Here is a 22,575-nt window from a genome sequence, read left to right as displayed (position 1 = left end):
GCGCTCACTAGCAAAATTATGCTAATTTGCAAAATGAAAATGCGTTATGCAAAAAATCAAAGATTATCGCTTTAAAAGTGTGCGTAATGGCATATAAAATGGACATTTAAAGTTGGCACACATTCTGCATTATTAATAGTGACCCTTCTTAAGCCGAGGGTCACCTAGCCAACTGACGTTGTTAGTGAATGATACCTTGTTCACACAAATATATAGCCAATCACAGTTTTTGTGGTTGGTTTTTTTTTGCATAAATTTGCGCAGTATGTGCGCCCTTCCTTAAATTATAAATTTAATGTCCCGATATTGATTTTTCCTGTGATCGTTTAGACAGTATGCGTAAGTATTAGTACTTATATTCACCATTTCTGAATCAGGAGTGGGTTAAGCATGGCTCGGTCTTATTTCAATAGTACACATAGAAAAAACTATAAATTCAGTTTGTTACTGTCAGTAATGTTTTCTGCAACCCCATTGGCAGCCGTAACCGATCTCACTCCTGAAAAAACGCTTCCTTTGCCCACTGGCGATCAATGGATAGAACATGCGAAAGAAGGCTTACAGCCATACTGGTTAATGCAATCTGCGAAAGGAGTTCCGGAAGGCAATTTCCCTACATTCCGTTGTGATAATGGTGAGGTGTTAGATGTTAATAACGTCTGTCCCGAATTAAACCTTAGCTGGATATCACCGCATTTTGATCGTGACTACACTCGAATGAAGTCTCGACAAATATACGCGTATGGGGTGATTTATCATCTGACTGGTAATGAAGAAGCGCTCGCTTTGGCAAAGTCTGGTGTCGATTTTCTATTGAGAAATCGAATAGATAATGAACATGGTGGGTTCATCAGCTTCGTTAAAAATGGAAAGCCAGGTTTGGAGTGGCAACAGAGAACATCACAAGATCAAGCATATGCGTTAGTTGGTTTGGCTTTTTATTACTATTTGACTCGTGATCCTGTAGTGGAAAAGGCATTAATTAAACAGCAAGCATTCATTTTTGAGCAGTATAAGAACCTCAAAAATAATGATTTGAATTGGGTGTTAAAAGATGGCGATGAGCAGAGTGCTAAACAGCGAGAGTTGGTGGCTCAACTCGATCAGATCAACGGCTATCTGCTGCTTGTCACTCCGTTATTACCCGAGAAAGTGCAGAAAAAATGGCGTCAGGATCTTTATTGGCTAACTGATCAAATGACGAAGCAGTATTACTCTGTGGATGAGAAGCGATATTATGGGGCAATTCATCACAAAGCCATGATGATGCAAGAGGCAAAGCACAATGATTTTGCTCACACAACAAAAGCGTTCTGGATGACTTATCTGGTCGGAAGGTATTTTGATAATACAGACTGGGAAACGTTGGGTGAACAAGGTATGCGGGTCACCGTCGAAAGAGCCAGTAATACTTATGATTTTTCAATAGCGGAAGCTTATTTCATTGAACCGCTGAAAACTCAGTGGCATGGACGGAAAAAGGTCTCTGGATGGAAGAGTCGACCTTATAACCCATGGACCTCTTCTTGGGAGTGGGCGGAACTGGATCAATCTTCAATGACATTGAACATGTTGGATGGCAGTCGGATCACCCAGCAATCGGATACACAGCATGCTTTCATGAATGCTTGGGTCGATCATCAATATGGTGGGGTAGGGTTAAACTCCAGAAGTACTAAAGCGTTCCATTGGGGTAATGGTTACCATCAATTTGAGCATGCATTAGTTGGGTATTTAAGCGCCAAACAGCATTACAAGAAGCCTGCTCAGCTCTATTTTGCATTACCGGAAGGCTACAAAGGCGTGATCGAGCCTTATTATTATCAAGGTGATATTCAAACCAAGCAAAGTCTGGGTAAAATTGAACAGATTGAAGGCTTAACAAAACAACGTATTAGCTTTGTTCATATAACGCCTTAATGGTGTGAGTTTTGAATATAAAAAAGGAAGGCTAAGCAAAAGTGGCTTAGCCTTTATTTTTTTGTGCTGTTCACTGTCGGTTACTCATCTATTTTCTTTGATATTACTCTTCACCACATTTCGCGTAGCAACTTGGCTTTCTAGGGCATGAGCCGCCTCTAGAGCAAATTAAACGAGCCTCAGTTTCAATGCCGCGTTCTATCCAGTTAATGTTCAGGATTTTTGCAATCGTCGTGAGATCTTTCTTAATATGCCTTGGGATGATCACGGATCCACCATTACTCACACAGGACGCTTTTAGCTCTTCAGCAATGGATCGGGAATCCCCACCTTGTGCATCAATTGCTGGGTTTAAATCAATACCAGCGCATAACACTCGGTTGTTGCCTGCAGGATCTGTCATGTTGACCGATTCGCAACAGTAGATTCTAGGCTCATCGCCAACATTCAGTATGGATATTTGTGCTGAGCTGCCAGCTTTCGGTTCAGAAAGGCGTCTAAATACCGCCCAATGCTGACAAGGGTCTGCAACGGTTCTCATGTTACCCCAAGGTAGAGGAATGCCATTACCGCGATAGACGGCTTTTAGTTTCCCTGGGCCATAGGCATCGAAATAGTGCCAGTGTGGGTAAGGTGAAACAACCGTCATTCTTCTCATTGCAACAGATGGGGAAACACCTGCGAGTTTGTGTACGTCAATTTCATAACCGCTGCGATCCAGTAACTGGCGGAAAGGGACTTTAGGGCAGAGCAACGCGCCAGCAAAAAAGCTTGATTCAAAGTCGCGCCAAGCTTGTAAGATATCTTGTGAATTGAGAACCGAGGTTGGTTCGCTAGATCCGCTGTCTTCCCAACTGCTGTTATGCCCAACTGAAAGTACACTCTTCAAGCCTTCTTTACTGTGTAAAATACAATGGCCGATGTAAACCGCCAGATCGTACTTCAGGCGAGTAGGGTACTGCTTGAGTATTTCATTGAGGTAAATGGTACTTGGTGGCTCAAAAAAAGAGGTGACTAGCTGCTTTGCATTGATGCCTAATTCGTCGACTACATCTTTTGGGGTTCGGTTGACCCAGCGAATTTGTATCCCCAAACTCTTCGCAATGTCGATCAAATCTTCAACGGCTAAATTTAATCTCTTAAGTCCAACCTCTTCTGCTGCACGTTCAAGGTCAGGGAAGTGATTTTGTAAGCTCTCTTGGTGTGCTCGAATCAGCAGGTGAGCAAATTGACGCCCTGTGATCCCCGTTTGTGACAACATTTCAGGTATCGCTATTTGTAGAATGTCATTAGAGAACAGGAAGCTTGGCTCTAATGCCATTCCACTGATCCCCCCCCTATTTCCCTTATCTGGAGTGATTGCTTGTTGCTCCGGTTCATCATCTAAAAACCAAGTGGGTTCTTTTTGAAAAACGTTCGCGATGACTTCTAGCATATCGATGCTTGGGACACGCTTTCCTCGCTCAATCATCGAGAGATAAGAAACAGATGGCGCGTACTCTGGGTTGACGCGTATACATCGTGCAGAGAGATCTTCCATTGTTAAATGGTTACGTTTTCTAAGGTTCCTAATTTTAGTCCCTAAGAAATGTGACTGTCTGACTAAGCTTTTTGATAAGGCCATTTTGTAAAATTCACACTGTAAAATTTTTGTTGTGAAATTGTAGTCAAAAAAGTTGTAGTCTACAAACTAAGCAATTCACAAACCGATAACAAAAATAAACATCTGTTTGGAATAATTGCTCTAGAACACAGTTTTGATGAGTTAATCACCACGTTTGCAGAGTAAAAATAGAGCTGAAGACAGGGATAGTTAACCAACAATATAGTTAGCCAAGAGGGAAAGACTATGAATATGCTTACATTCGATAAAACAGAAATACAAAAACAAAACAAACCATTTATCGCTGAAGCTGTCTTTGCCGTAGAGACTATCAGCGCAAACCAGCAGAGCGAAAAGCAGATCAAAGCTAAACAGCTACTTGATAGACTTTTTCCACTAGAAAATGGTACTCATCAAGATGTAACAAGCTACGTAATTGATTATCGCCACGTTCTGGCTTACTTCAAAAACGGTCAGCACAGTGGTTTGAAACACCCAAAACACTTTGTAGCATACATGGGAGAAAAGTCGGACCCTGCTTCAATTCTCCTCAAAGATGGTAGTGGTAGCCACCTTGAGGTTCAGTTTGGCTGTCGTAAGGGGACAGGTTGTGTTGAACTGATCAGTATCGATGATATTCAACTCGAAACTTGCACCACATTTAGCCAAATCCCAACAGAGTCGAGCATGGCAGCCATGCGTCATTGGGTTAGCTTAGTAAAAGGTGATGAGCGTGGAAAACCAAGAGCATGCAGCGAAGATAAAGAATTTACAGCGAAAAGTGGTGAAGATTATTGTCTAGATTACTGTTTTAATATCTAGTGATACCAAACCGAAAGAAGGCTTCCCAATTGGGAAGCCTTCTTTGTTTCAATCTGAGATAACTAAATGGGTAGTTACTGAGTTGGGTTGTTACTGAATTGGGCTATTACCGAATTAGCTGAAACGGGATCGGCAAAAATGTATGTGCAAAACTAAATCGGCATTACTCGATTTCGACCTAGTTTTTTTGCTTCATATAATAGTTTGTCTGCACGATCAATCAATTGAATTGGCGACTCACCTTCAATAAATTCGGCCACCCCAAAAGATGCTGTGATATTCCCAACTTGTTTGCCACTGCGTCGATCTTTTACCGATAGTTTTTCAATGCTACGGCGGTTAGTTTCTGCAAATTGGCGTGCAATTCTGAGAGATTTATTTGGTACGATGATTGCGAACTCTTCACCACCAAAGCGATAAGCAGTAATGCCATCTCTACAACTGAGCTGGAGCCGACGAGCAATGCCTTTGATAATGGTATCACCAAATAGATGACCGTACTCATCATTGAATGATTTGAAATAATCAATATCTGCTAAAATCAGGCACATAGGTTGATTTGCTTTGCACAATGTCTCTAAATCGCGATCAAATGAGCCTCGGTTATAAAGACTAGAAAGGCTATCAAAAAGCGCGTCTTTTTGCACATCCACAAGCTGTGACTTCAAACGAGAAATTTCTTCGCTAGCCGTGGTCAACTGAGTATTCAAAAATTGAGTCGAATGACGAATATCTCTAGATTCAGACACCAGCTTTCTAATTACCTTCATGACTTCATCCATTGACAAGCCTTCATCTTCCACACGAGAAAGATTACTGAAGCTTTGGTTGATCATATCTGAAAATGCCGAAGTGTCAGCAAGAGTATCATTCATAGAGTGAGCGACTTCATTGATCAAAACTTCAATACTGGCGCGTAATTCATTCATGTTTGTTTCAGAACGACTCGCGACATAATTATTGTAAAGTTGCTCGGCAGTTGCTGGTGGGCAAATACCATAATGTTCAATAATGCCGTCCATCTCACGATTAAGTTGTGGAATGGCGTTATCAACGTAGGTATACCACAATGCATAATTCGCCGGTGTCGTTGAGACACGGTTCTTCATCATCAGTGGTACTGCTTTTTTAAGATTAGCCGTAGATTTTTGAAATTCGTCTTTTTTCATTATTCATTCTATTAATTGAATTACTAATGGCTAGCTTGACTATACGATCACTTAGTTTAACGAAAAGGCATAATTACAAATGACTTGAGCTCATTGAGCCTGCAATTAATGTTGCTTTAACGAAAAATCCTCATTGGTGCAATGTTTTGTACAAAGTACTAACAAATTCAAGCGCTTTTAGTGAGAAACCTCTGTTATTCTAGTTAATCCTTGCCTATTTTGCGATCTAAATTGAAGACTTTATTAAATGAATGAACAGAGTTACTTATCTATAGAGGTGAATGAATCCCCTACGGAATGATAACTCTGCCGATTAATAGAGATCCGATGCTTAGCTCGATTGCGACAAATTTGGTGAATTGCTTTTTTTCAATGCAATGAGTATCTGTGGAAGTAAAGAGGTGATGATCATACCAGCCATCAGTGCGTATTGAAGCAATGTAAAAGATTCACCTAACAGAAGTAATCCCGTAATAATTCCCGCAATTGGATTTGCGATCCCCCCAAATGTGAAATCGACGACAGACATTCGCTGCAGTAACCAAACGTACATACCATACCCAAACGCAGTATTTAGAATCACTAACCAACTTAAGCCAGCTACATTTTTGAAGTCAACTTGGGCTAATGCATGAGTGTAAACGTTGGGGTTTATAACAGAATGCAGTGCAGCCGCTAAGCTTAAAATCGCCCCGCCAATAATTAACTGCCAACTTAAAACCTTCCACCAATGCATACGGTTTCCAAGTGATTTTGTTATGCCGCTGCCGATCACAATGCAGAGGATGGCCGTTACCATGGCCAATAAACCAACGGGGTTCAGTGTAATAGAGTTAGGATCGAATAATTTCCACGCCAGAAAAATCAGTAATGTCCCAGATATTGCCTGAACAGTTGTCGGACGGCGCTTATATCTTACCCAGTGGAACAGCATGGCAAAAACAGGGACAGAAACCATTCCCACACCAGAGATGGCAGAAGGAAGGGTTAAAGCCATCACAAAGATCAAGCTAAAGAATATGGCAATGTTGATTAAACCTAAACTGAACAGAATTCGCCATTCACCTTTTTCTGGCAAACTCGGTTTTAGCATGAGTAAGAGTAAACCAGCGGGGAGCGCACGGATTGCTCCTAATAAAAGCGGAGGCCAGTTGGGTAAAGTGTATTGAGTCACCGCATAGGTGGTTCCCCAAAAGAAGGCTGGGATCATCGCTAGAAGTATATTCATATTAATTATCTTTATGTGAAGATATTTGTGTGTAATCTACGCTTTAAATTACGCACTGTAAAGTATCTTTATGTTAAGACACTTCGTGCTAAGATACTTAATCTTGATGTTTGAATCTGCGGAGTAGGGTATATGGATGCGATTGATAGAGTTGTCGCTCAGTGGGCAAAAGAGAAGCCTGAATTAAATACTGATCCGATGGCATTAATGGGACGTTTGATGCGTGTGACTAAACACATGGAAGCAGAGGTGGCTACGTTACATAAGCAATATGATCTAAAAATGGGGGAGTTTGATGTACTGGCTACGCTACGCCGAGCGGGACAACCGTATAAATTAACCCCTTCAGAATTGATTGAATCAATGATGCTTACCTCTGGTGCTATGACGAACCGACTCGACAAGCTTGAAGGGAAAGGTCTTATCGAGAGAGAGCATAGTAAGAAGGACCGACGCAGTGTGACGGTGATATTAACAACCACAGGATTGAATTTAATTGAAGAAATGATAGTGCAACATGTCGATATTCAAACCCGTTTAGTGACGGCATTAACGCCAGATGAGATTCAACAGGCCAATGGATTATTAAAAAACTTGTTGGCCGATTTTGAGTAATGGCTCTCAGATGAATTGAAAGAGATTTGTTATCAATAATAGTATGTTCATTTACCAATAAGCACTAACTTATGATGACCTTAAAATCTATTGAAGACTACCTAGAACAATGTGTCGCGGCAGAATCGAGTTATCCATTTGGACCTGAGGCTTTGGTATTTAAAGTTAAAGGTAAAATGTTTGCGTTAACGTCTCAGACCTCAGATGAGCCCTATGTGACGTTGAAATGTACGCCTGCCGATGGGGAAGTATTAGTCAGTGAGTTTGATGCTATTCGTCCGGGTTATCATATGAACAAGAGACACTGGATTTCGGTTGCAATGAATGGTGATGTTGATGAAACGATGTTGCAAGATTTAGCCGATCAATCGTATAAGTTGGTCGTCAGTAAATTAAAAAAATCAGACCGTGAAGAGCTTAATAACTCAAACCAGTGATGCTCTTAAACCATATAAATTGATAGTGAGATTCCCATTATTATTGACACTTAGGGGCTATGTATCAAAAGCTATGTATCAAAAGGAATTTGATGATGAAAGCGAATTACGACCTGATTTCACAACAGTGGATTGAAATACGAAAGGAATTGCCTACCCCAGATAAGGTTTTGTTTAATGAGTTTATTCATTGTTTGCCGCTCAATTCGCGTATTCTTGATCTAGGCTGCGGTACTGGTATTCCCATTGATCAGTTAATGCTTAAGCATGGTTATCAAGTGCTTGGTGTTGATTGTTCTGAAAACCTGCTGGAAACTGCAAGATCTTTACTTCCTGAAGCCCAATTTATTCAAGCAGAATTAGAAACTTACGACATAGACAGTGCTTATCAGGGAATTATTCTGTGGGACTGTTTGTTCCATATTCCCCGTGAGCATCATGAACCGATCCTGAGTAAAATTTATCGTGCGCTAGAGACGGGTGGTGCTGCAATCATTTCAAGTGGGGGCAGTGAGCAGAACATTCCTGCATTTACAGGGACGATGTTCGATGTGGAGTTTTATTATGATGCCTACCCCGTAGATGATTTAGTCAACTTGTGTAAGAAGATCGGTTTTTCCATATTGAAACAGAAGTTAGTCAATAAACCCGATGGAATTCGAGACAAAGGTCGTCTTGGATTATTACTGATTAAAGAGTAAAACAATTAGACGACAAATTTGTGCAGAAAGGAGTTCTCACACCGATGAAGTCATTGATATGGATGGTAGGAGCTTTAGTGTCATTTTGTATGTTGGCGATTGGAGCAAGAGAACTGAGTGGTGAAATCGGAACTTTCCAAGCACTTTTCTTGCGTAGTATTTTTGGATTGCTGATTATTAGCGGGATTATATTATCTCTTGGTAAGCGTTCTCTTTTATCAACTCACCGCTTACGAACTCATGCCTTTCGTAACGTATTTCACTTCATTGCTCAGTATGGCTGGTTTCTTGGCATCGCTTTATTGCCACTGGCGGAAGTATTTGCGTTGGAGTTCACCGTGCCATTTTGGGCGGCAATTATTGCAGCCATTTTTTTGAATGAACGATTAACCTTGAAAAAGGGAATCTCCATTTGCGTTGGTATGCTTGGCGTTTTAGTTATAGTGCAGCCTGGAAGCGATATATTTGATAGCAATTCATTCATTGTCTTAGGTGCTGCCGTCTGTTTTGCTGTAGCCCACACATCAACGAAATCATTATCCAAAACCGATGAGCCACTGACTATCGTTTTCTATATGTGCTTAATTCAGTTACCGATGGGGTTAGTGTTGTCGATTGGGGACTGGGTCATGCCGAATAGCAATCAATGGTTCTGGGTTGGAGTAATCAGTTTTACTGCTCTATCCGCTCACTTTTGTATGAGTAAAGCTCTGCAAATGACGGAAGTGACAACGGTGACTATTTTAGACTTTCTGCGCTTACCTTTAATCGCGGTCGTTGGGATTATCTTCTACAATGAACCGTTTGATAGCGCCTTGATTTGGGGTGGTTTGCTTATGTTGATTGGTAACATCTCTAACTTGTATCAGCGAAAACCGTCAAAACGTAATTTAAAAAACGCATCTTAATGACGAATAATAGAAAAGGGCGATACTGAAAAAGTATCGCCCTTTAATGTTGGTAGTGATTGTTGATTGCGTATTACTTATTGCTTATTGCGAATCATTTTACGTAGACGAGCACGACGCTCTGCATCACCTTGGCTCGCATCACTAGGATTGTTTGTGCGCGTTTTACGGTTTTTGAAAGCCGGCTTTGAGTGCATTTTTTCTATTAGTGCGTCTCGGTTTTTTGGCTCATAACCTTCAAGCTCTTTACGGTAGATACGCTGACCAATAAGAGTCTCAACTTGCTGTAGCGTTAGCTCTTCTTCGCGGTTTACAAAAGAGACAGCATGACCTTTTTGACCTGCGCGACCAGTACGACCGATACGGTGAACGTAATCTTCAGCTAAGAATGGCATATCAAAGTTAACCACATGCGGCAGGTTCTGAATATCTAGACCACGAGCAGCAACATCCGTTGCAATCATCACACGTGCTTTGCCTTCTTTAAACTCATCTAATGCGCGGCGGCGTGCACTTTGTGCTTTATCACCATGACAAAGAACCGCTTTAATTCCGTCCAATTTAAGCTCTTTCACAAGCTCATTGGCGGTTTCTTTATAGTTTACAAATACGAGAACTTGTTTCCAGTTTTTACGACCGATCAGTTCAGAAAGCATCTCACGCTTTCGTGCTTGCTCTACAGGATAAACAACGTGTGCGATAGTATCGGCAGTGACATTTTCACGAGCAACGGCAATACGTTTCGGTTGGCGGAGGATCTCACCTGCCAGTTTATTCATTTGCGCAGAGAAGGTCGCAGAGAACAGCATCGTTTGTGGCTTAGATGCGATACCTGACATGATTTTTTCAATCGCTGAAATGAAGCCCATATCAAGCATACGGTCAGCTTCATCAAAAACAAGGAACTCTAGGTTAACTAAAGAGACGTTTTTTAGCTCTAAGTGCTCAATTAAACGGCCTGGAGTTGCAACAAGGATGTCAACACCTTGCTCTAACGCTCGCTCTTGAGATGACATTTTTGCGCCACCGTAAATCGCGACAGTCTTAAGCTCTGTATATTTGGTGTAGTCTTGGACGTTTTGCGCAATTTGAGCAGCAAGTTCACGTGTTGGTGCTAGGATCACCGCACGAGCTTGGTGACGGCTACGTGGCTTTGCTTTATCTAAAATATTTTGCACAATTGGCAATGCAAATGCAGCGGTTTTACCCGTACCTGTTTGAGCATTAGCAAGAATGTCGTGGCCACGACGAGCCATCGGAATCGCTTTCTGCTGAACAGGTGTTAACTTCTCATAACCACATTCAGTAAGAGCTTTGACGATTTCGGGAGAAAAATTTTGTGATGCAAATGACATATCTTGTTCCTAAAACTAACGGCTAATACCAAACATAAGCATAACCAAAAATACGGCCGCAGATTATAGTGCAATAAATCCAGAGTGGGGGACTTATTTTTTATAATCACTAAATATAATGCCCAGTTAGCCAATTTATTGTTTAAATTGACACAATAATAGCTCAAATGAGCTTGGTGTTGGTCAGTAACTTGGACATTGAGCTTCAAAAGTCATTTATGAAATACGATTTAAGGATGAAAGTTATGGTAATAGCCTTAAGACCAATGCGAGAAGAAGAGTATCCTGCCTTTTGTGATTATTTTATAGCGGATTACAGCCAAGAAATTGCGGAAAACTATGGCCATTCACTTGAACTTGCACAGACATTGGCTCGTAAAGACCTTTTACGTAGTTTCCCTGATGGATATAAAACAGATGTACATAAACTACTGTGTATTGAGGCTGAGTCTCGCGTTGTCGGGTATTTGTGGCACTGTCCAAATGAAGCGGAACACTCTACGTTTATCTATGATTTTTATGTGAATGAATCATGTCGTGGTAAAGGGTATGGAACCGAAGCGTTGAAGCTGTTGGAAGGGCAGTTAGTCAAGGGTGGGATTGTTCAAATCAAGCTAAGAGTGGCTTATCACAACAAACGTGCATTGGCGCTATATCAAGAGACGGGCTTTATGGTTACTGGATATAATATGTCGAAAAGTTTGAAATTAGATGGAATTATTTAGCGGCACAAAAGGCTCCCCAAAGGGGGAGCTTGATGTTGCTTAGCGCATTTTAGTTATGATTAATAAGTAGATATATGAACTAACGTATATCTACTTATTCCTATTTTTATTGACGAGTTGGGTTGATTGTTAATGGCTCGAATGTTGCCGTTGCATTACCACTAGCGGCTGGGTGATCCACATAATCAGTGTCTTGCATTAAGGTGTAAAATACGTCAACAAAGTCATCATCATTTACTAATAAGCCATCGGGGATTGCGTCTATTATTTTACCTGTAATTTGAGGAATGATGGCATAAGCTTGAACTTCTGGATCTGGTATCAACTTCAAGACTTCTTCTGCTACTTTGACTAACAACTTGCCAAGTTCCTTGTAGTCGGTGCCATCATCTTGCTCCATTAGGATAAGGTCTGCTGCACCCCAACGGTAGCGAGACCACTGAATCATGATCTGATTAGGGTGGTAATCTTGATTGTCGTAGTCTAAGTACGGCATTTCTACTAAATCAACAATTGGCTTATCGCGGCTCGGGTTGATACCAGTCACAATGGCATAGATTTCTGCTTTGCCCGAGATCCAAAGTTCTTGATCATCGGCTAAGCGAATTTTTTTCAGTATGGTTGTTGAAATCGGTTGTGGATCATCAGACGTTATATCTTTTTGCATTGTTGCGGTCGCAAAAGAACCGTTGTCTGTTTTCCTGGTGCTGAGTGATATGCCGTTATCAAGTTTGTTCATCTCATTCCGCATTGCTTGTACACCAGCGGTGAGCTCTCTACTACTATTACTATCAACTACAAAAACTGGAACATCTGGTAATTGGTCAACATCCAGCTGGTGGACTTGGCCATAAACATCAAATGCTTCAATATACTGCCATGTTTCGTCATCCCCTTTGGGTTCGAATGCAAATAATGGGCTCTGGCCTTCTTTCCACTCTTTGACCATCGATATATCAGCAATACGCAACTCTAATATTTCAGGAGTGAATTCTTCAATACCTTTCATTGAACGAATTTGAGCGTCGGCCATTACCATCTTTTGACTGAAGTCAGCATTTGGTTGAGATTCGAATAATTGAGAGACAGAAATATTTAAATGTTGAGCATTAATCTGCGTTTTTAATGTTGTTTCAAGATTATTGTAGCTTTGACTAAGCTGTCTCGCGAGTTCACGTTTTTGCTGAGTAATGGCATTTGCATTAGATTGTGCAGACGAGTTGGTGGCGGTTTCATCTGTTTGGCAACCAACTAAAGTGACTGCGAAAAGTAATGAAATGGGTGTTATGTATTTCATAATAATCCCCTTTTAATATTTGAGTTAGAGTAATAACTCTATAGCTCAACATTATCACTGTATGAGGATGCTTTCATTTATAAATGTCACGAATAATTATATTTTCACACAAGATCAAATATTCAGTTAGCAAAGGTTAAATTAACGATTGATAATATAGTGAAGAGAATTGAGGCTTGAGCGGTATCGATCTTAGATAATACATCTAAAGAAATGGTTATATTTTGTTTAAGTGAACAGCATCGCTCACTCAATTTCACAGGAGCGATACTAAAACACCATATGATGCAAACACGAAATATATGTCTCAGTGAGTCCCTGAGAAAAATACCAAAAGGTAGTGCTTACTTATTTTTGAGAACTGGCTGGGGCTGTGAGCTCGGAGACAATATCGCAAGTTGTTCTGATATGTCATTAGCGGAAACGGGTTCGCTAAATAGGTAGCCTTGAGCGATGTTGCATTTCAGCTCATTAAGAATATTGAGTTGTTCTTCCTCTTCAATACCTTCGGCAATTACTTTATAGCCTAGTTTATGCGCCATATCGATAATTGAACCAATTAATAGATGCGTTTTGTCATCAGATAAAAGATCATCGATAAAGTACTTATCAATTTTTAAGTAGTCGACATTGAGATGTTTTAGCGATGCGAAAGATGAGTATCCAGTCCCAAAATCATCAATAGCAATAAGTACACCGATCTCTTTTAATTTCTTAAAGGCTGAAATATTTTGTTGTTGAGTTTGGTCGATCGTTTCAGTGACTTCTAATTTTAAGTTTTGCGGTGCTATCCCTGTCTCTTCAAGCACTCGTTTAATCAATGGAATGAAGTCATCATCAAGGAAATGACTTGGCGAAACATTGACGGCTACGATTAAGTGAGGGTTTCCCGCTTTTATCCAAGAGACGGTTTGAGTGCATGCTTTTTTTAATACGCTTTCAGTCAATGGTTTAATCATGCCGATTCGTTCCGCAATTGAAATAAATTCAAAAGGTGAAACTTGCCCAAGGTGAGGGTGATGCCAGCGTGACAGAGCTTCAACACCAATGAGTTTACCAGTTAGGAAATCAAATTGAGGTTGATATACCAAAGATAGCTCATTGTTATTGATAGCGTCTCTCAAAAGCTGTTCTACTTGAAAGCGATACTCCGCTTTGAGCAATAGATCTTCATTGTAGAAAATATAGTGGTTTTTGCCGTAATCTTTAGCTGAATATAGTGCAATATCAGAGGCTTTTAATAGTGTTTTCAGATCGGAACCGTCATCGGGATAAGTCGAAATTCCGATACTACAAGTTTGAATACATTTGCGGCCCGCAAGAGATGAGGGCATAGATATAAGCTTTAAACACTCTTTTGCAATAGATTCTGCATTTGAATTATCACCTTGCTCCTTGATGATAAGGCAGAATTCATCCCCACCTAGACGAGCATGACAGCATACATTCTCTTTTAACGCAGTGAGTCGAGTTGCTATTTGTTTGAGGTGCTGATCGCCCACATCATGCCCTAAGCTGTCGTTAATATTTTTGAAGCTATCAAGATCGATATACAAAAGGCTGAAACGTAGATCATGTTCTTTTGATTCAATGATAAGTTTTTCGAGTGCTTGATAAAAATGGGCACGGCTAGATAACCCGGTAAGTTCATCGACAAAAGCTAATGATTGGATGCGTTTTTGATTCTGATCTCGCTCCATGACAATCCCCGTCAGCATGGCAGCAGAAATAAGATCTTTAGACTCTTCATCGTTAGGTACTGCGGGGTGATCATAGTACATGCCAAATGCACCTAGAACTTCACCAGAGGAGCTTTTTACTGGTTCAGACCAACAGCACCGCATTCCATGAGGTAGGGCGACATGCTTAATTGCAGCCCACTTGGGATCCGTTTCAATATTAGCAACTATGACTCTTTTCCCTGTGTATGTAGAGGTCCCGCAAGAGCCAATATTAGGCCCAATTTTTAAGCCATGAACCGCATCACAATACTCTTTCGGCAAGCTAGGTGCTCCGCCGTGAAGTAGTGTATCACCTTCCAGTTCTAGCATTGAACATCGTAACCCTGCATGCCTGCTTTCATACAGCAGCCCAATCGCGTTATAGATTTCTTTAGCTGGCTCACCTTTGGCAATCATCTCCAGAATTTGGTTATGACTTTGAGTGAAGGTTTCAGCATGTCGCTGTTTGGAAATATCTAAATGGTAACCAATAATATTGGTAGGCGAACGGTCAGAGTTTCGAATTAATTTAATGGCGCAAGAATGCAGTAGGACATAGTAATTATCTTTGTGAATCATCCGAATTTCAGTTTCATAAGAGAGTGATTGACCTGAAATATAGGAAAATAATTTTTCTAAAGTGGGTTCTTTGTCATCGGGGTGAATTAATTGAATCCATGTATCAAGAGTATTACTCAGCTCATGATCATCGTATCCCAGCATTTTTTTCCAACGGGGGGAGTAATAAATTTCATTTGTTTCTAGGTTCCAGTCCCATAAGCCTTCACTGGCATTAATCAGTGAACGAGTAAATCTATCTTGGCTGACAATTAGCTCAGTTTTCAATTGTTCATTTGTTTTCTGAATGGACTCAAGTTTACTTTGAAGCTGATTAATTTGTTCTAATAATGGGAGACTGGATGTCATATTGACTCTCTTCATTTATTGCATAGATAGGGAAAATAACGACGACTAACCCTTTAATTATTATTTTATCATTGTAGCGCTCTTTCGCGCTTTATAAAGGTTCGAGTGTGAATTATAAGCACTTCATAATGTAAATTGGAACTTAGATTACAGTTGGTGTGAAGATGAAGGTATTAAAGAAAGGTATGATGTTTTTCAAATGAAATGCGAGTAGAAAAATTGAGAGAGTTTGCTGTCATAACGGGTTATAACAGCAAATAAGTCATTATTTAAGTAGTAGATTCCGCGTCACTGATTCGTTCACGACGTTCTTGCTCTTCATAATAGGCGGCTTCTATTTCATCTAAAATACCATCAACATCAGCGCTAGTGGTATCTTCTTCGAAAAGACCTGTAAGTTCGGTATCAGGAGTAAGAAGCCCTTTTTCGTATAACGCCCACATCTCTTTTGCATATTGCGTCGCCGCGAGTTGAGGAGCAAATTGAGCATAATAGCTCGTCATGTTATTCACATCTCGGGCAAGCATTGCTTCCGCATTATTATTAGCCGATGCATCTACTGCTTGAGGTAAGTCGATAATCACGGGGCCGTATTCATCAACGAGAACGTTAAATTCTGATAAATCACCATGTACAATTCCGGCACACAGCATACGAGTCACATAAATCATCATTTGAGCGTGATCTTCAAGAGCTTGCTCTTCCGACATCATAACATCATTAAGGCGCGGGGCGACGTCTCCATCTTCATCGGTGATGAGGTCCATTAATAGTACGCCATCAAAACAACCAAAAGGACGAGGAACTCGAACCCCCGCTTCTGCGCATTTGTACAACGCATCTACTTCTGCGGTTTGCCAAGCTTTCTCTTGCTGAGCGCGGCCATATTTCGAGCCTTTTTCCATCGCTCTACCGCGTCGGCTATTACGGCTTTTTCGACCTTCTTGGTATTGCGCGGCTTTTTTGAAACTGCGCTGACTTGCTTCTTTATACACTTTGGCGCAGCGAATTTCTTCACCACAAAGTACTGTGAATACGGAGGCTTCTTTACCACTCATTAATTGACCGATAACATCGTCAACAAGACCGTCGTCAATTAGTGGTTGTATACGTTTTGGAATTTTCATCGCGCCGTTATACCTTACTTAGACTGTTAACGATATATTTTTAATGAGTGATAACTTAATTAGCGGTATGTTTGTACCGTACCATTAGGTTTAAGCCACTTCATTAATGATGTTCTGTTAAAAAGTGAGCAAGAGTAACACTATGAAATGGTCACTTTTTCTATGATGATAGGCTCGCAAGGCACATCATCATGCCCGTGTTTAGACGTTGTTTTTACTTGTGCGATTTTATTGACCACATCCATTCCCGCCATGACGTCACCAAACACGGCGTAGCCCCAGCCTGCATTCGTTGTGGCAGTATGATCAAGAAAATCATTATTGTCTAAGTTGATAAAAAACTGTCCCGTAGCGGAATGCGGGGCATCGGTACGAGCCATTGCTAGAGTACCTATCATATTTTTACGGCCACGATTCGCTTCGTTTACAATGCAGGCACGAGTCTCTTTCTCATCCATTTCGTGAGTAAAACCACCACCTTGAATCATGAATCCTTTAATCACGCGGTGAAAAATAGTGCCAGTATAGAAGCCATCTTGGCAGTATTTTAAGAAGTTTTTTGAGCTAATAGGGGCTTTTTCTAAATCAAGGCTAATTTCTATATCGCCGAAATTGGTGGTGAAAATAATCATGGTTTTATTACTGCATTAGAGTGGAATTTGGTAGCAAAGTATACGCAATTACACCCCTGCATCATAGATTGATTATGAGATGAGGTCGCGAGAAGAATCGGAGCATAACTTTTTCTGTTTATCATTATTTGACTAACTTTAAGACTTGATCGTGATTTTATAGATTGCGGATGCATATAAGCTAAATAGCTGTTATAAAACTGATTCATTTAAATAAAATATGGATAGTAGTATGACTGCATTGATTGTATTCGTTGTTATTTTAGTGTTTTTGGCGATTTACGCGGTTTCGGTTTACAACAAACTGGTAACGCTGAGAAATCGTTTTAAGAATGGCTTTTCTCAAATAGAAGTTCAGTTAAAGAGACGATATGACTTAATTCCAAACCTTGTTGAAACCGCAAAAGGTTATATGGAGCATGAGAAAGAGACGTTTGAACGAGTGATTCAAGCGCGAAATCAAGCCATGTCAGGTCTTAAAGCAGCAAGTGAAAATCCAGACAGTGAAAGTGCGATCAAACAGTTAAATCAAGCAGAAGGTCAACTTCAAGGTGCGCTAGGAAAGCTGAATATTGTCGTTGAAGCTTATCCTGAGCTCAAAGCAAATGACACAATGGCAAACCTGCAAGAAGAGTTGACGAGTACCGAAAACAAAGTCGCTTTTGCTCGCCAAGCATTTAATGATTCAGTGACCACTTACAACACTTACAAACAGACATTCCCACCTCTATTTTTTGCCAATATGTTTAACTTTCAAGATGGTAAATTGTTGGAATTTGCAGAGAGTGAAGCCATGCAAGCAGCTCCTAAGGTGAGTTTCTAATGGATTTCTTCCAACATCAGGAAGAAGCAAGAAGAAAAACGGGGCTACTTCTTTTTTTACTCGTTTGTGCCGTATTGGTGATAAGTGCCATTCTCAGTGTAGTTATTGTTACGGCACATGTTCAGGTTTCTGGTGACAGTGTCACCAAACCTGAAATGATTCGTTATGGATTAATGTCTCTTGGAGGCGTGACGTTTGCAGTGCTAGGTGCGATGAGCTTTCGCTTGATCGAGCTTTCTAATAGCGGAGGTCAAGGGCTGGCCGAAAAAATGGGCGGACGTTTACTCTCATCAAACACGGAAAACCCTCAACATCGGCAACTATTGAATGTCGTCGAAGAGATGGCTATCGCATCCGGAATGCCAGTGCCTCCGGTTTATTTACTTGAACATGAAAAAGGGATCAATGCCTTTGCTGCGGGGTTAAGTGTCGATGATGCTGTTATCGGTATTACGCAAGGCGCACTAGATAGCTTTAATAGAGAAGAGACACAAGGCGTTATTGCTCATGAGTTTAGTCATATTCTTAACGGCGATATGCGATTGAACATGCGTTTAATGGGGCTATTATATGGCATCACGTGTCTTGGGCATGTTGGCAGTTTTGTTTTAGATGCTTCACGATACCGCAGCTACAGTCGATCCAGTTCATCGAATTCAAAAGACAGTGGCGGTGCGCTTATTTTGATTGGTATTGCTTTTATGCTTGTCGGTTGGGCGGGGACATTATTTGGCTCAATGATAAAGGCGGCGATATCTCGTCAACGTGAGTTTTTGGCTGATGCAAGTGCAATTCAATTTACTCGCAACGATCAAGGTATTGCGGGGGCGCTTAAGAAAATTGGTGGTCATTCTGAGCAATCCTTATTAGCGTCAAGTGATGCACAAGAAGCGAGTCATATGATGTTTGGTCAGAGTCAGCTTAAAGGGTTTAATAACTTATTTGCGACTCACCCACCATTAGAGAATCGTATTCAGCGAATTGAACCACAGTGGGATGGCAATTTTACCTCACCACAAAAAAGAACCAATAGGAAAAGTGAGAGCCGCGAACAAGCAAAGTCTTCTCAATCCAACCGTGACAGAGTGCTAAATAGTGAGATGTTAGATTCTGTTGTGGTTGGCGGTTCTGTTGCGGTAGGTGGTTCTGTTTTGGCCAATGGTTTGGTTGCCGAAGATATCGGTGACATTGGCCAGAAAGTGATTGCACAATTCCCTGATGAATTATTGGGATTTGCAAGGGAGCCATTTAGTGCGCGTTTCATACCGTTGCTTCTAATCTATGATCGTAGTGATGAACAACGGGATATTATTGCTCGCCATATTCCTATGGGGTTATGGGGTAAAATATCACCATGGTTAGATTATCAAGTCCCCTCGCATTTGCGGTTATCGCTTTTAGAATTATCAATTCCAGCGCTTAAATCGATGAGTCCTCCTCAAATTGAAAAGCTGCTTGATGTATTAAAGGCTCTTGCGGATGCCGACAATGAGTATTCGATTGGTGAGTGGTGCGTGGTTAACTTGGTGGAGAAGTTACTTTTACCTGTTCAAGGCCATGTTAAACAAAATAAAACGCTGACTCAGATAGAAGAAAGTACTCGGTGGGTATTGAATGAATTGGTTTGGGTTTGTCACAGCAGTGAAGCCGAAGCGAATCATGCTTTTACTCTGGCTTGTGAGCATATTCAGATGTCCAAACCTGAATTAAAAGCCAAGAGCGCGAATTGGGATCTGACCAAAGTGGCACTGCAACTTTTAGTTCAGCTTAAACCATTGCACAAGCAGGCATTCTTAGAGGCTTGTCGTCTTGCTATCGAGTCTGATGGGGTGATTAATGTCGATGAGGCTGAGTTATATCGAGTGATTGCGTGTTTCTTAGAAGTGCCTGTATCTCCTCTTACCGTGACAGAGAGTGAAACATAGATTCAAATTGAAACGAAAAGACATCTAGGCAGGCCCTAACAAGCCTGCCATTTTTTTAGTTTTTTATGTGATGAGTATGCGCGGGGGGAAGCATCTAGCTTTGTGATCGCTCAATGTTGGTTTGTCTATAGTTTGAGCGTTGTCGGGCTGAATTTTAATCAAAATAAAGTATGGGATATTGAATGAGTGAGCTGCTTACAACTTCTTACGAATCTAGACCTATGACATTGACAATTGTGTTAGGCTTTTTGTATCTGCTTTTATTGAGGATGAGTGTCCATGGGGTTTGAGTACGACTATATAAAGATACGCGATAAAGTTGAGAAGCTCATTAGGCTCGACGAAGCTGGCTTTGCATATACTGTGCATCATGGCATGTCTTTCAATAGTTTTTATCAACCTATTTATGACAGAGATATGGAAGTCTATGGTGTTGAGGCTTTAGTTCGAATTTCTGACTCTCAAGGGAACCCAGTTAGCCCTTACGATTATTTTAAATCCATAGAAGGAGATGATGAAGAGTCAATCTTTTCCACATTGATGTGCTCTGCGATTCATGTCATCAACTTTTCACGCTCTATCTATAGAAATAAATGTATATTTATTAATGTAGCCCCTCCAATTTTCGAACTTGTCGCAAACGATCAAACCGCGATTGATAGTTTATTAAAGAAATTAGCGCTATTGCAGTTAAGATCTGATCAAATCATTTATGAGATTATGGAATTTGAAGGGCGCGATAAGAATCTTGCGATAAGCGGCATTCGAGCTCTGGCAAAGAGCAATATCAGAGTCGCGGTGGATGATTACGGAACGGATCACTCGACCATTTCGCGCGTTAAAATCATTCAACCTGATTTTTTAAAACTGGATAAAAGTATTGTGGATGTCCCTTTTCCTGATGGAAAACAAAAGCTGAAACATGCGGTGGGGTTGGGGCGTGATGTGCAATCACTGGTGATCGCTGAAGGTATTGAAACTCAAGACATACTAGATAATTGCTTGCAATGTAATGTCGATCTATTTCAAGGGTTCTTCCTATCTCGACCTCATAAGACTCCACTTGCTGTTTAATGGTTTCAAGGATCAACAGTGGGTTCAACTACCAACAATGGTTTTTAATGACCAACAATAGCTTCAACGCCTAACCTAGCGGCCTTCATCGCAGTGAATCAGGCCATTGCATATTTTTAGCGACTGGTTAGCGATCCGTTTTACTTTTAAATTGTTTGATGCTGCGCTTTTTTGCACTTCTTCGATTAGCTTGCTTATCTCTTGGTGCGCGCTTCCTTTCCACTGAATTGCTGGTGGTCGGTTTATCTGTGACCGGGAACCCGTCTAGTTCCGATAACGATAACTCACGCTTCGTCAGAGATCGGATTGCATTTAATGCCTCGCTTTCCCCATGACAGACTAATGAGATGGCTAAACCGCTTTGGCCTGCTCTGGCTGTTCTTCCTACTCGATGTACGTATACAGGCGCACTAAGCGGTAGGTCGAAATTGATCACTACAGGCAGTGCTTCTACGTGAATGCCACGAGCTAGGACATCGGTTGCAATTAGCACTTGGATTTTAGTAGATTTGAAATCGTCTAATGTCTGTTCTCTCACTGCTTGATCTTTATTGCCATGCAGAGCCGCGACAGATATGCCTGCTTTGGCCAGTTTTTTTGTGAGATTATCGGCATTGTCACGCGCACTGATGAAGACTAACACTTGCTTCCAAGCGCTTTGCTTGATTAACGAAAGTAAAGCTTGAGTCTTGCTTCCTTTATTAACCAAGTAGAGTCGTTCATTAATCTCTTCTACAACGCTGTTTGCTGTGTGAGCTTCAAGTTGTAGTGGCTCATCTAATATCTCCATTGCAAGAGATCGTAAATTGTCAGGCAATGTGGCTGAAAATAGAGATGTTTGACGAGAGACAGGCATTAAGCCAAGCAGTGTTTGGATATCAGGCCAGAACCCCATATCGAGCAGCCGATCCGCTTCATCTAATACCAGTTGAGTCAGTGAGCTGAGATCAACATGCTTCTGTTTAACAAGATCCAATAAGCGACCTGGCGTTGCGATGATGAGGTGAGGATTTCGATCCATTTGTGCGATCTGCTCCTCTTGAGGTACCCCTCCGCATAGCGTGACTAAGCGAACACCAACCGTTTGAGCGCTCTTTTGCAGCGAATCACTCACTTGTACAGCAAGCTCTCTTGTCGGGACAATCACTAATCCCTTAACCCCAAGCTCAGATTCATCTTTTGAATGGCAAATCAGTTGTTGCAGTAACGGCAACCCGAATGCCAGGGTTTTTCCACTGCCCGTTTGCGCTAATGCAAGCACATCTTTTTTCGTCGAAGTGGCCGTAATGGCTAACTCTTGGATGCGTGTGGGAGTGTTTATCGATGAAGGCAAGGAAGCGATAAGTGCCGGGTTCAATGCGAGTTCAGAAAAAGTCATAGACTTATGCCATTCAAAAGGAAAGTGCGCAGAGTCTAAACAGGCTATCGGGATAAGTAAATGACGTTTCTCTCTAGGAGTACAAAACAGTACAAATCCATACATACAGCGAGATATGAAGGGAGTAATATTGCTTGAATTTCATCAATATCGACCCGAATTCTGATGTTTGTTCAGCATTATTGCCA

Annotated in this window: 19 protein-coding genes; 10 read left to right on the top strand and 9 right to left on the bottom strand. The window is 41.1% G+C overall.

What is annotated here, in order from left to right:
* Positions 1 to 456: 456 nt before the first annotated feature.
* A complete protein-coding gene (locus FCV43_RS11185) occupies positions 457 to 1,920 on the top strand; it encodes an AGE family epimerase/isomerase (RefSeq protein WP_136995236.1) in 1,464 nt (487 codons plus the stop codon).
* A 103-nt stretch (positions 1,921 to 2,023) separates the two neighbouring features.
* On the opposite strand, the gene FCV43_RS11180 is transcribed toward FCV43_RS11185, so the two are convergent.
* On the bottom strand, positions 2,024 to 3,544 hold the full coding sequence (locus FCV43_RS11180; RefSeq protein WP_084654819.1) for a DUF3612 domain-containing protein: 1,521 nt from the start codon (positions 3,542 to 3,544) through the stop codon (positions 2,024 to 2,026).
* A gap of 225 nt (positions 3,545 to 3,769) precedes the next feature.
* On the opposite strand from FCV43_RS11180, the gene FCV43_RS11175 reads away from it, so the two are divergent.
* Positions 3,770 to 4,345: a malate synthase gene (locus tag FCV43_RS11175; RefSeq protein WP_017054445.1), complete on the top strand. Its 576-nt coding sequence runs from the start codon at positions 3,770 to 3,772 to the stop codon at positions 4,343 to 4,345.
* Between the two features lie 152 nt (positions 4,346 to 4,497).
* Here FCV43_RS11175 and FCV43_RS11170 read toward each other — a convergent pair whose 3' ends face one another.
* Together FCV43_RS11170 and FCV43_RS11165 are read right to left on the bottom strand one after the other, a co-directional pair.
* Positions 4,498 to 5,514, bottom strand: a complete 1,017-nt coding sequence (locus FCV43_RS11170) for a GGDEF domain-containing protein (protein WP_136995226.1) — start codon at positions 5,512 to 5,514, stop codon at positions 4,498 to 4,500.
* A 331-nt stretch (positions 5,515 to 5,845) separates the two neighbouring features.
* Positions 5,846 to 6,742, bottom strand: coding sequence for a DMT family transporter (locus tag FCV43_RS11165; RefSeq protein ID WP_136995225.1), 897 nt, complete (start codon positions 6,740 to 6,742; stop codon positions 5,846 to 5,848).
* A 132-nt stretch (positions 6,743 to 6,874) separates the two neighbouring features.
* On the opposite strand from FCV43_RS11165, the gene FCV43_RS11160 reads away from it, so the two are divergent.
* The 4 genes from FCV43_RS11160 (at position 6,875) to FCV43_RS11145 (ending at position 9,403) form a co-directional block, all read left to right on the top strand.
* Entirely contained in the window at positions 6,875 to 7,357 is a 483-nt protein-coding gene (locus FCV43_RS11160; protein WP_136995224.1) for a MarR family winged helix-turn-helix transcriptional regulator, read from the top strand.
* 71 nt (positions 7,358 to 7,428) lie between these two features.
* On the top strand, positions 7,429 to 7,794 hold the full coding sequence (locus FCV43_RS11155) for an MmcQ/YjbR family DNA-binding protein (RefSeq protein ID WP_136995223.1): 366 nt from the start codon (positions 7,429 to 7,431) through the stop codon (positions 7,792 to 7,794).
* Between the two features lie 92 nt (positions 7,795 to 7,886).
* Positions 7,887 to 8,495 (top strand): class I SAM-dependent methyltransferase, encoded by a 609-nt coding sequence (locus FCV43_RS11150; protein ID WP_170961648.1) that lies wholly within the window; start codon positions 7,887 to 7,889, stop codon positions 8,493 to 8,495.
* A 44-nt stretch (positions 8,496 to 8,539) separates the two neighbouring features.
* Positions 8,540 to 9,403 carry a DMT family transporter gene (locus tag FCV43_RS11145; protein WP_113800134.1) on the top strand — a complete coding sequence of 288 codons (864 nt, stop codon included), beginning with the start codon at positions 8,540 to 8,542 and terminating at the stop codon, positions 9,401 to 9,403.
* Between the two features lie 77 nt (positions 9,404 to 9,480).
* Here the strand turns inward: FCV43_RS11145 and FCV43_RS11140 are convergent, their stop codons facing one another.
* Positions 9,481 to 10,758, bottom strand: a complete 1,278-nt coding sequence (locus FCV43_RS11140) for a DEAD/DEAH box helicase (RefSeq protein WP_017054438.1) — start codon at positions 10,756 to 10,758, stop codon at positions 9,481 to 9,483.
* A 245-nt stretch (positions 10,759 to 11,003) separates the two neighbouring features.
* On the opposite strand from FCV43_RS11140, the gene FCV43_RS11135 reads away from it, so the two are divergent.
* Positions 11,004 to 11,483, top strand: coding sequence for a GNAT family N-acetyltransferase (locus FCV43_RS11135; protein ID WP_136995221.1), 480 nt, complete (start codon positions 11,004 to 11,006; stop codon positions 11,481 to 11,483).
* A 106-nt stretch (positions 11,484 to 11,589) separates the two neighbouring features.
* Here FCV43_RS11135 and FCV43_RS11130 read toward each other — a convergent pair whose 3' ends face one another.
* The 4 genes from FCV43_RS11130 to FCV43_RS11115 all read right to left on the bottom strand — a co-directional run bounded on the left by FCV43_RS11130 (position 11,590) and on the right by FCV43_RS11115 (position 17,187).
* Complete coding sequence (locus FCV43_RS11130) at positions 11,590 to 12,780, bottom strand: DUF3103 domain-containing protein (RefSeq protein ID WP_136995220.1); 1,191 nt, start codon at positions 12,778 to 12,780, stop codon at positions 11,590 to 11,592.
* 344 nt (positions 12,781 to 13,124) lie between these two features.
* Positions 13,125 to 15,428, bottom strand: coding sequence for a GGDEF domain-containing phosphodiesterase (locus FCV43_RS11125; RefSeq protein WP_136995219.1), 2,304 nt, complete (start codon positions 15,426 to 15,428; stop codon positions 13,125 to 13,127).
* A 269-nt stretch (positions 15,429 to 15,697) separates the two neighbouring features.
* Positions 15,698 to 16,555: a PA4780 family RIO1-like protein kinase gene (locus FCV43_RS11120; RefSeq protein ID WP_136995218.1), complete on the bottom strand. Its 858-nt coding sequence runs from the start codon at positions 16,553 to 16,555 to the stop codon at positions 15,698 to 15,700.
* Between the two features lie 140 nt (positions 16,556 to 16,695).
* On the bottom strand, positions 16,696 to 17,187 hold the full coding sequence (locus FCV43_RS11115) for a peptidylprolyl isomerase (protein WP_136995217.1): 492 nt from the start codon (positions 17,185 to 17,187) through the stop codon (positions 16,696 to 16,698).
* 232 nt (positions 17,188 to 17,419) lie between these two features.
* Between FCV43_RS11115 and FCV43_RS11110 the strand changes: the two genes are divergently transcribed.
* The 3 genes from FCV43_RS11110 to FCV43_RS11100 all read left to right on the top strand — a co-directional run bounded on the left by FCV43_RS11110 (position 17,420) and on the right by FCV43_RS11100 (position 21,009).
* The gene (locus FCV43_RS11110) at positions 17,420 to 18,010 is read left to right on the top strand and encodes a LemA family protein (protein ID WP_017054432.1); all 591 of its coding nucleotides are present in this window, start codon (positions 17,420 to 17,422) and stop codon (positions 18,008 to 18,010) included.
* Positions 18,010 to 19,935, top strand: a complete 1,926-nt coding sequence (locus FCV43_RS11105) for a M48 family metallopeptidase (RefSeq protein ID WP_136995216.1) — start codon at positions 18,010 to 18,012, stop codon at positions 19,933 to 19,935. Before FCV43_RS11110 ends, FCV43_RS11105 begins: the two co-directional genes overlap by 1 nt.
* Before the next feature lie 279 nt (positions 19,936 to 20,214).
* Positions 20,215 to 21,009 (top strand): EAL domain-containing protein, encoded by a 795-nt coding sequence (locus FCV43_RS11100; RefSeq protein WP_136995215.1) that lies wholly within the window; start codon positions 20,215 to 20,217, stop codon positions 21,007 to 21,009.
* A 127-nt stretch (positions 21,010 to 21,136) separates the two neighbouring features.
* Here the strand turns inward: FCV43_RS11100 and FCV43_RS11095 are convergent, their stop codons facing one another.
* Positions 21,137 to 22,387: a DEAD/DEAH box helicase gene (locus FCV43_RS11095; RefSeq protein WP_136995214.1), complete on the bottom strand. Its 1,251-nt coding sequence runs from the start codon at positions 22,385 to 22,387 to the stop codon at positions 21,137 to 21,139.
* Positions 22,388 to 22,575: the final 188 nt, after the last annotated feature.

The organism is Vibrio genomosp. F6, assembly GCF_005146325.1.
GTDB lineage: Bacteria > Pseudomonadota > Gammaproteobacteria > Enterobacterales > Vibrionaceae > Vibrio > Vibrio cortegadensis.
Note: the sequence above shows the minus strand (reverse complement) of the source record. Positions and strands in the feature narration are given on the sequence as shown.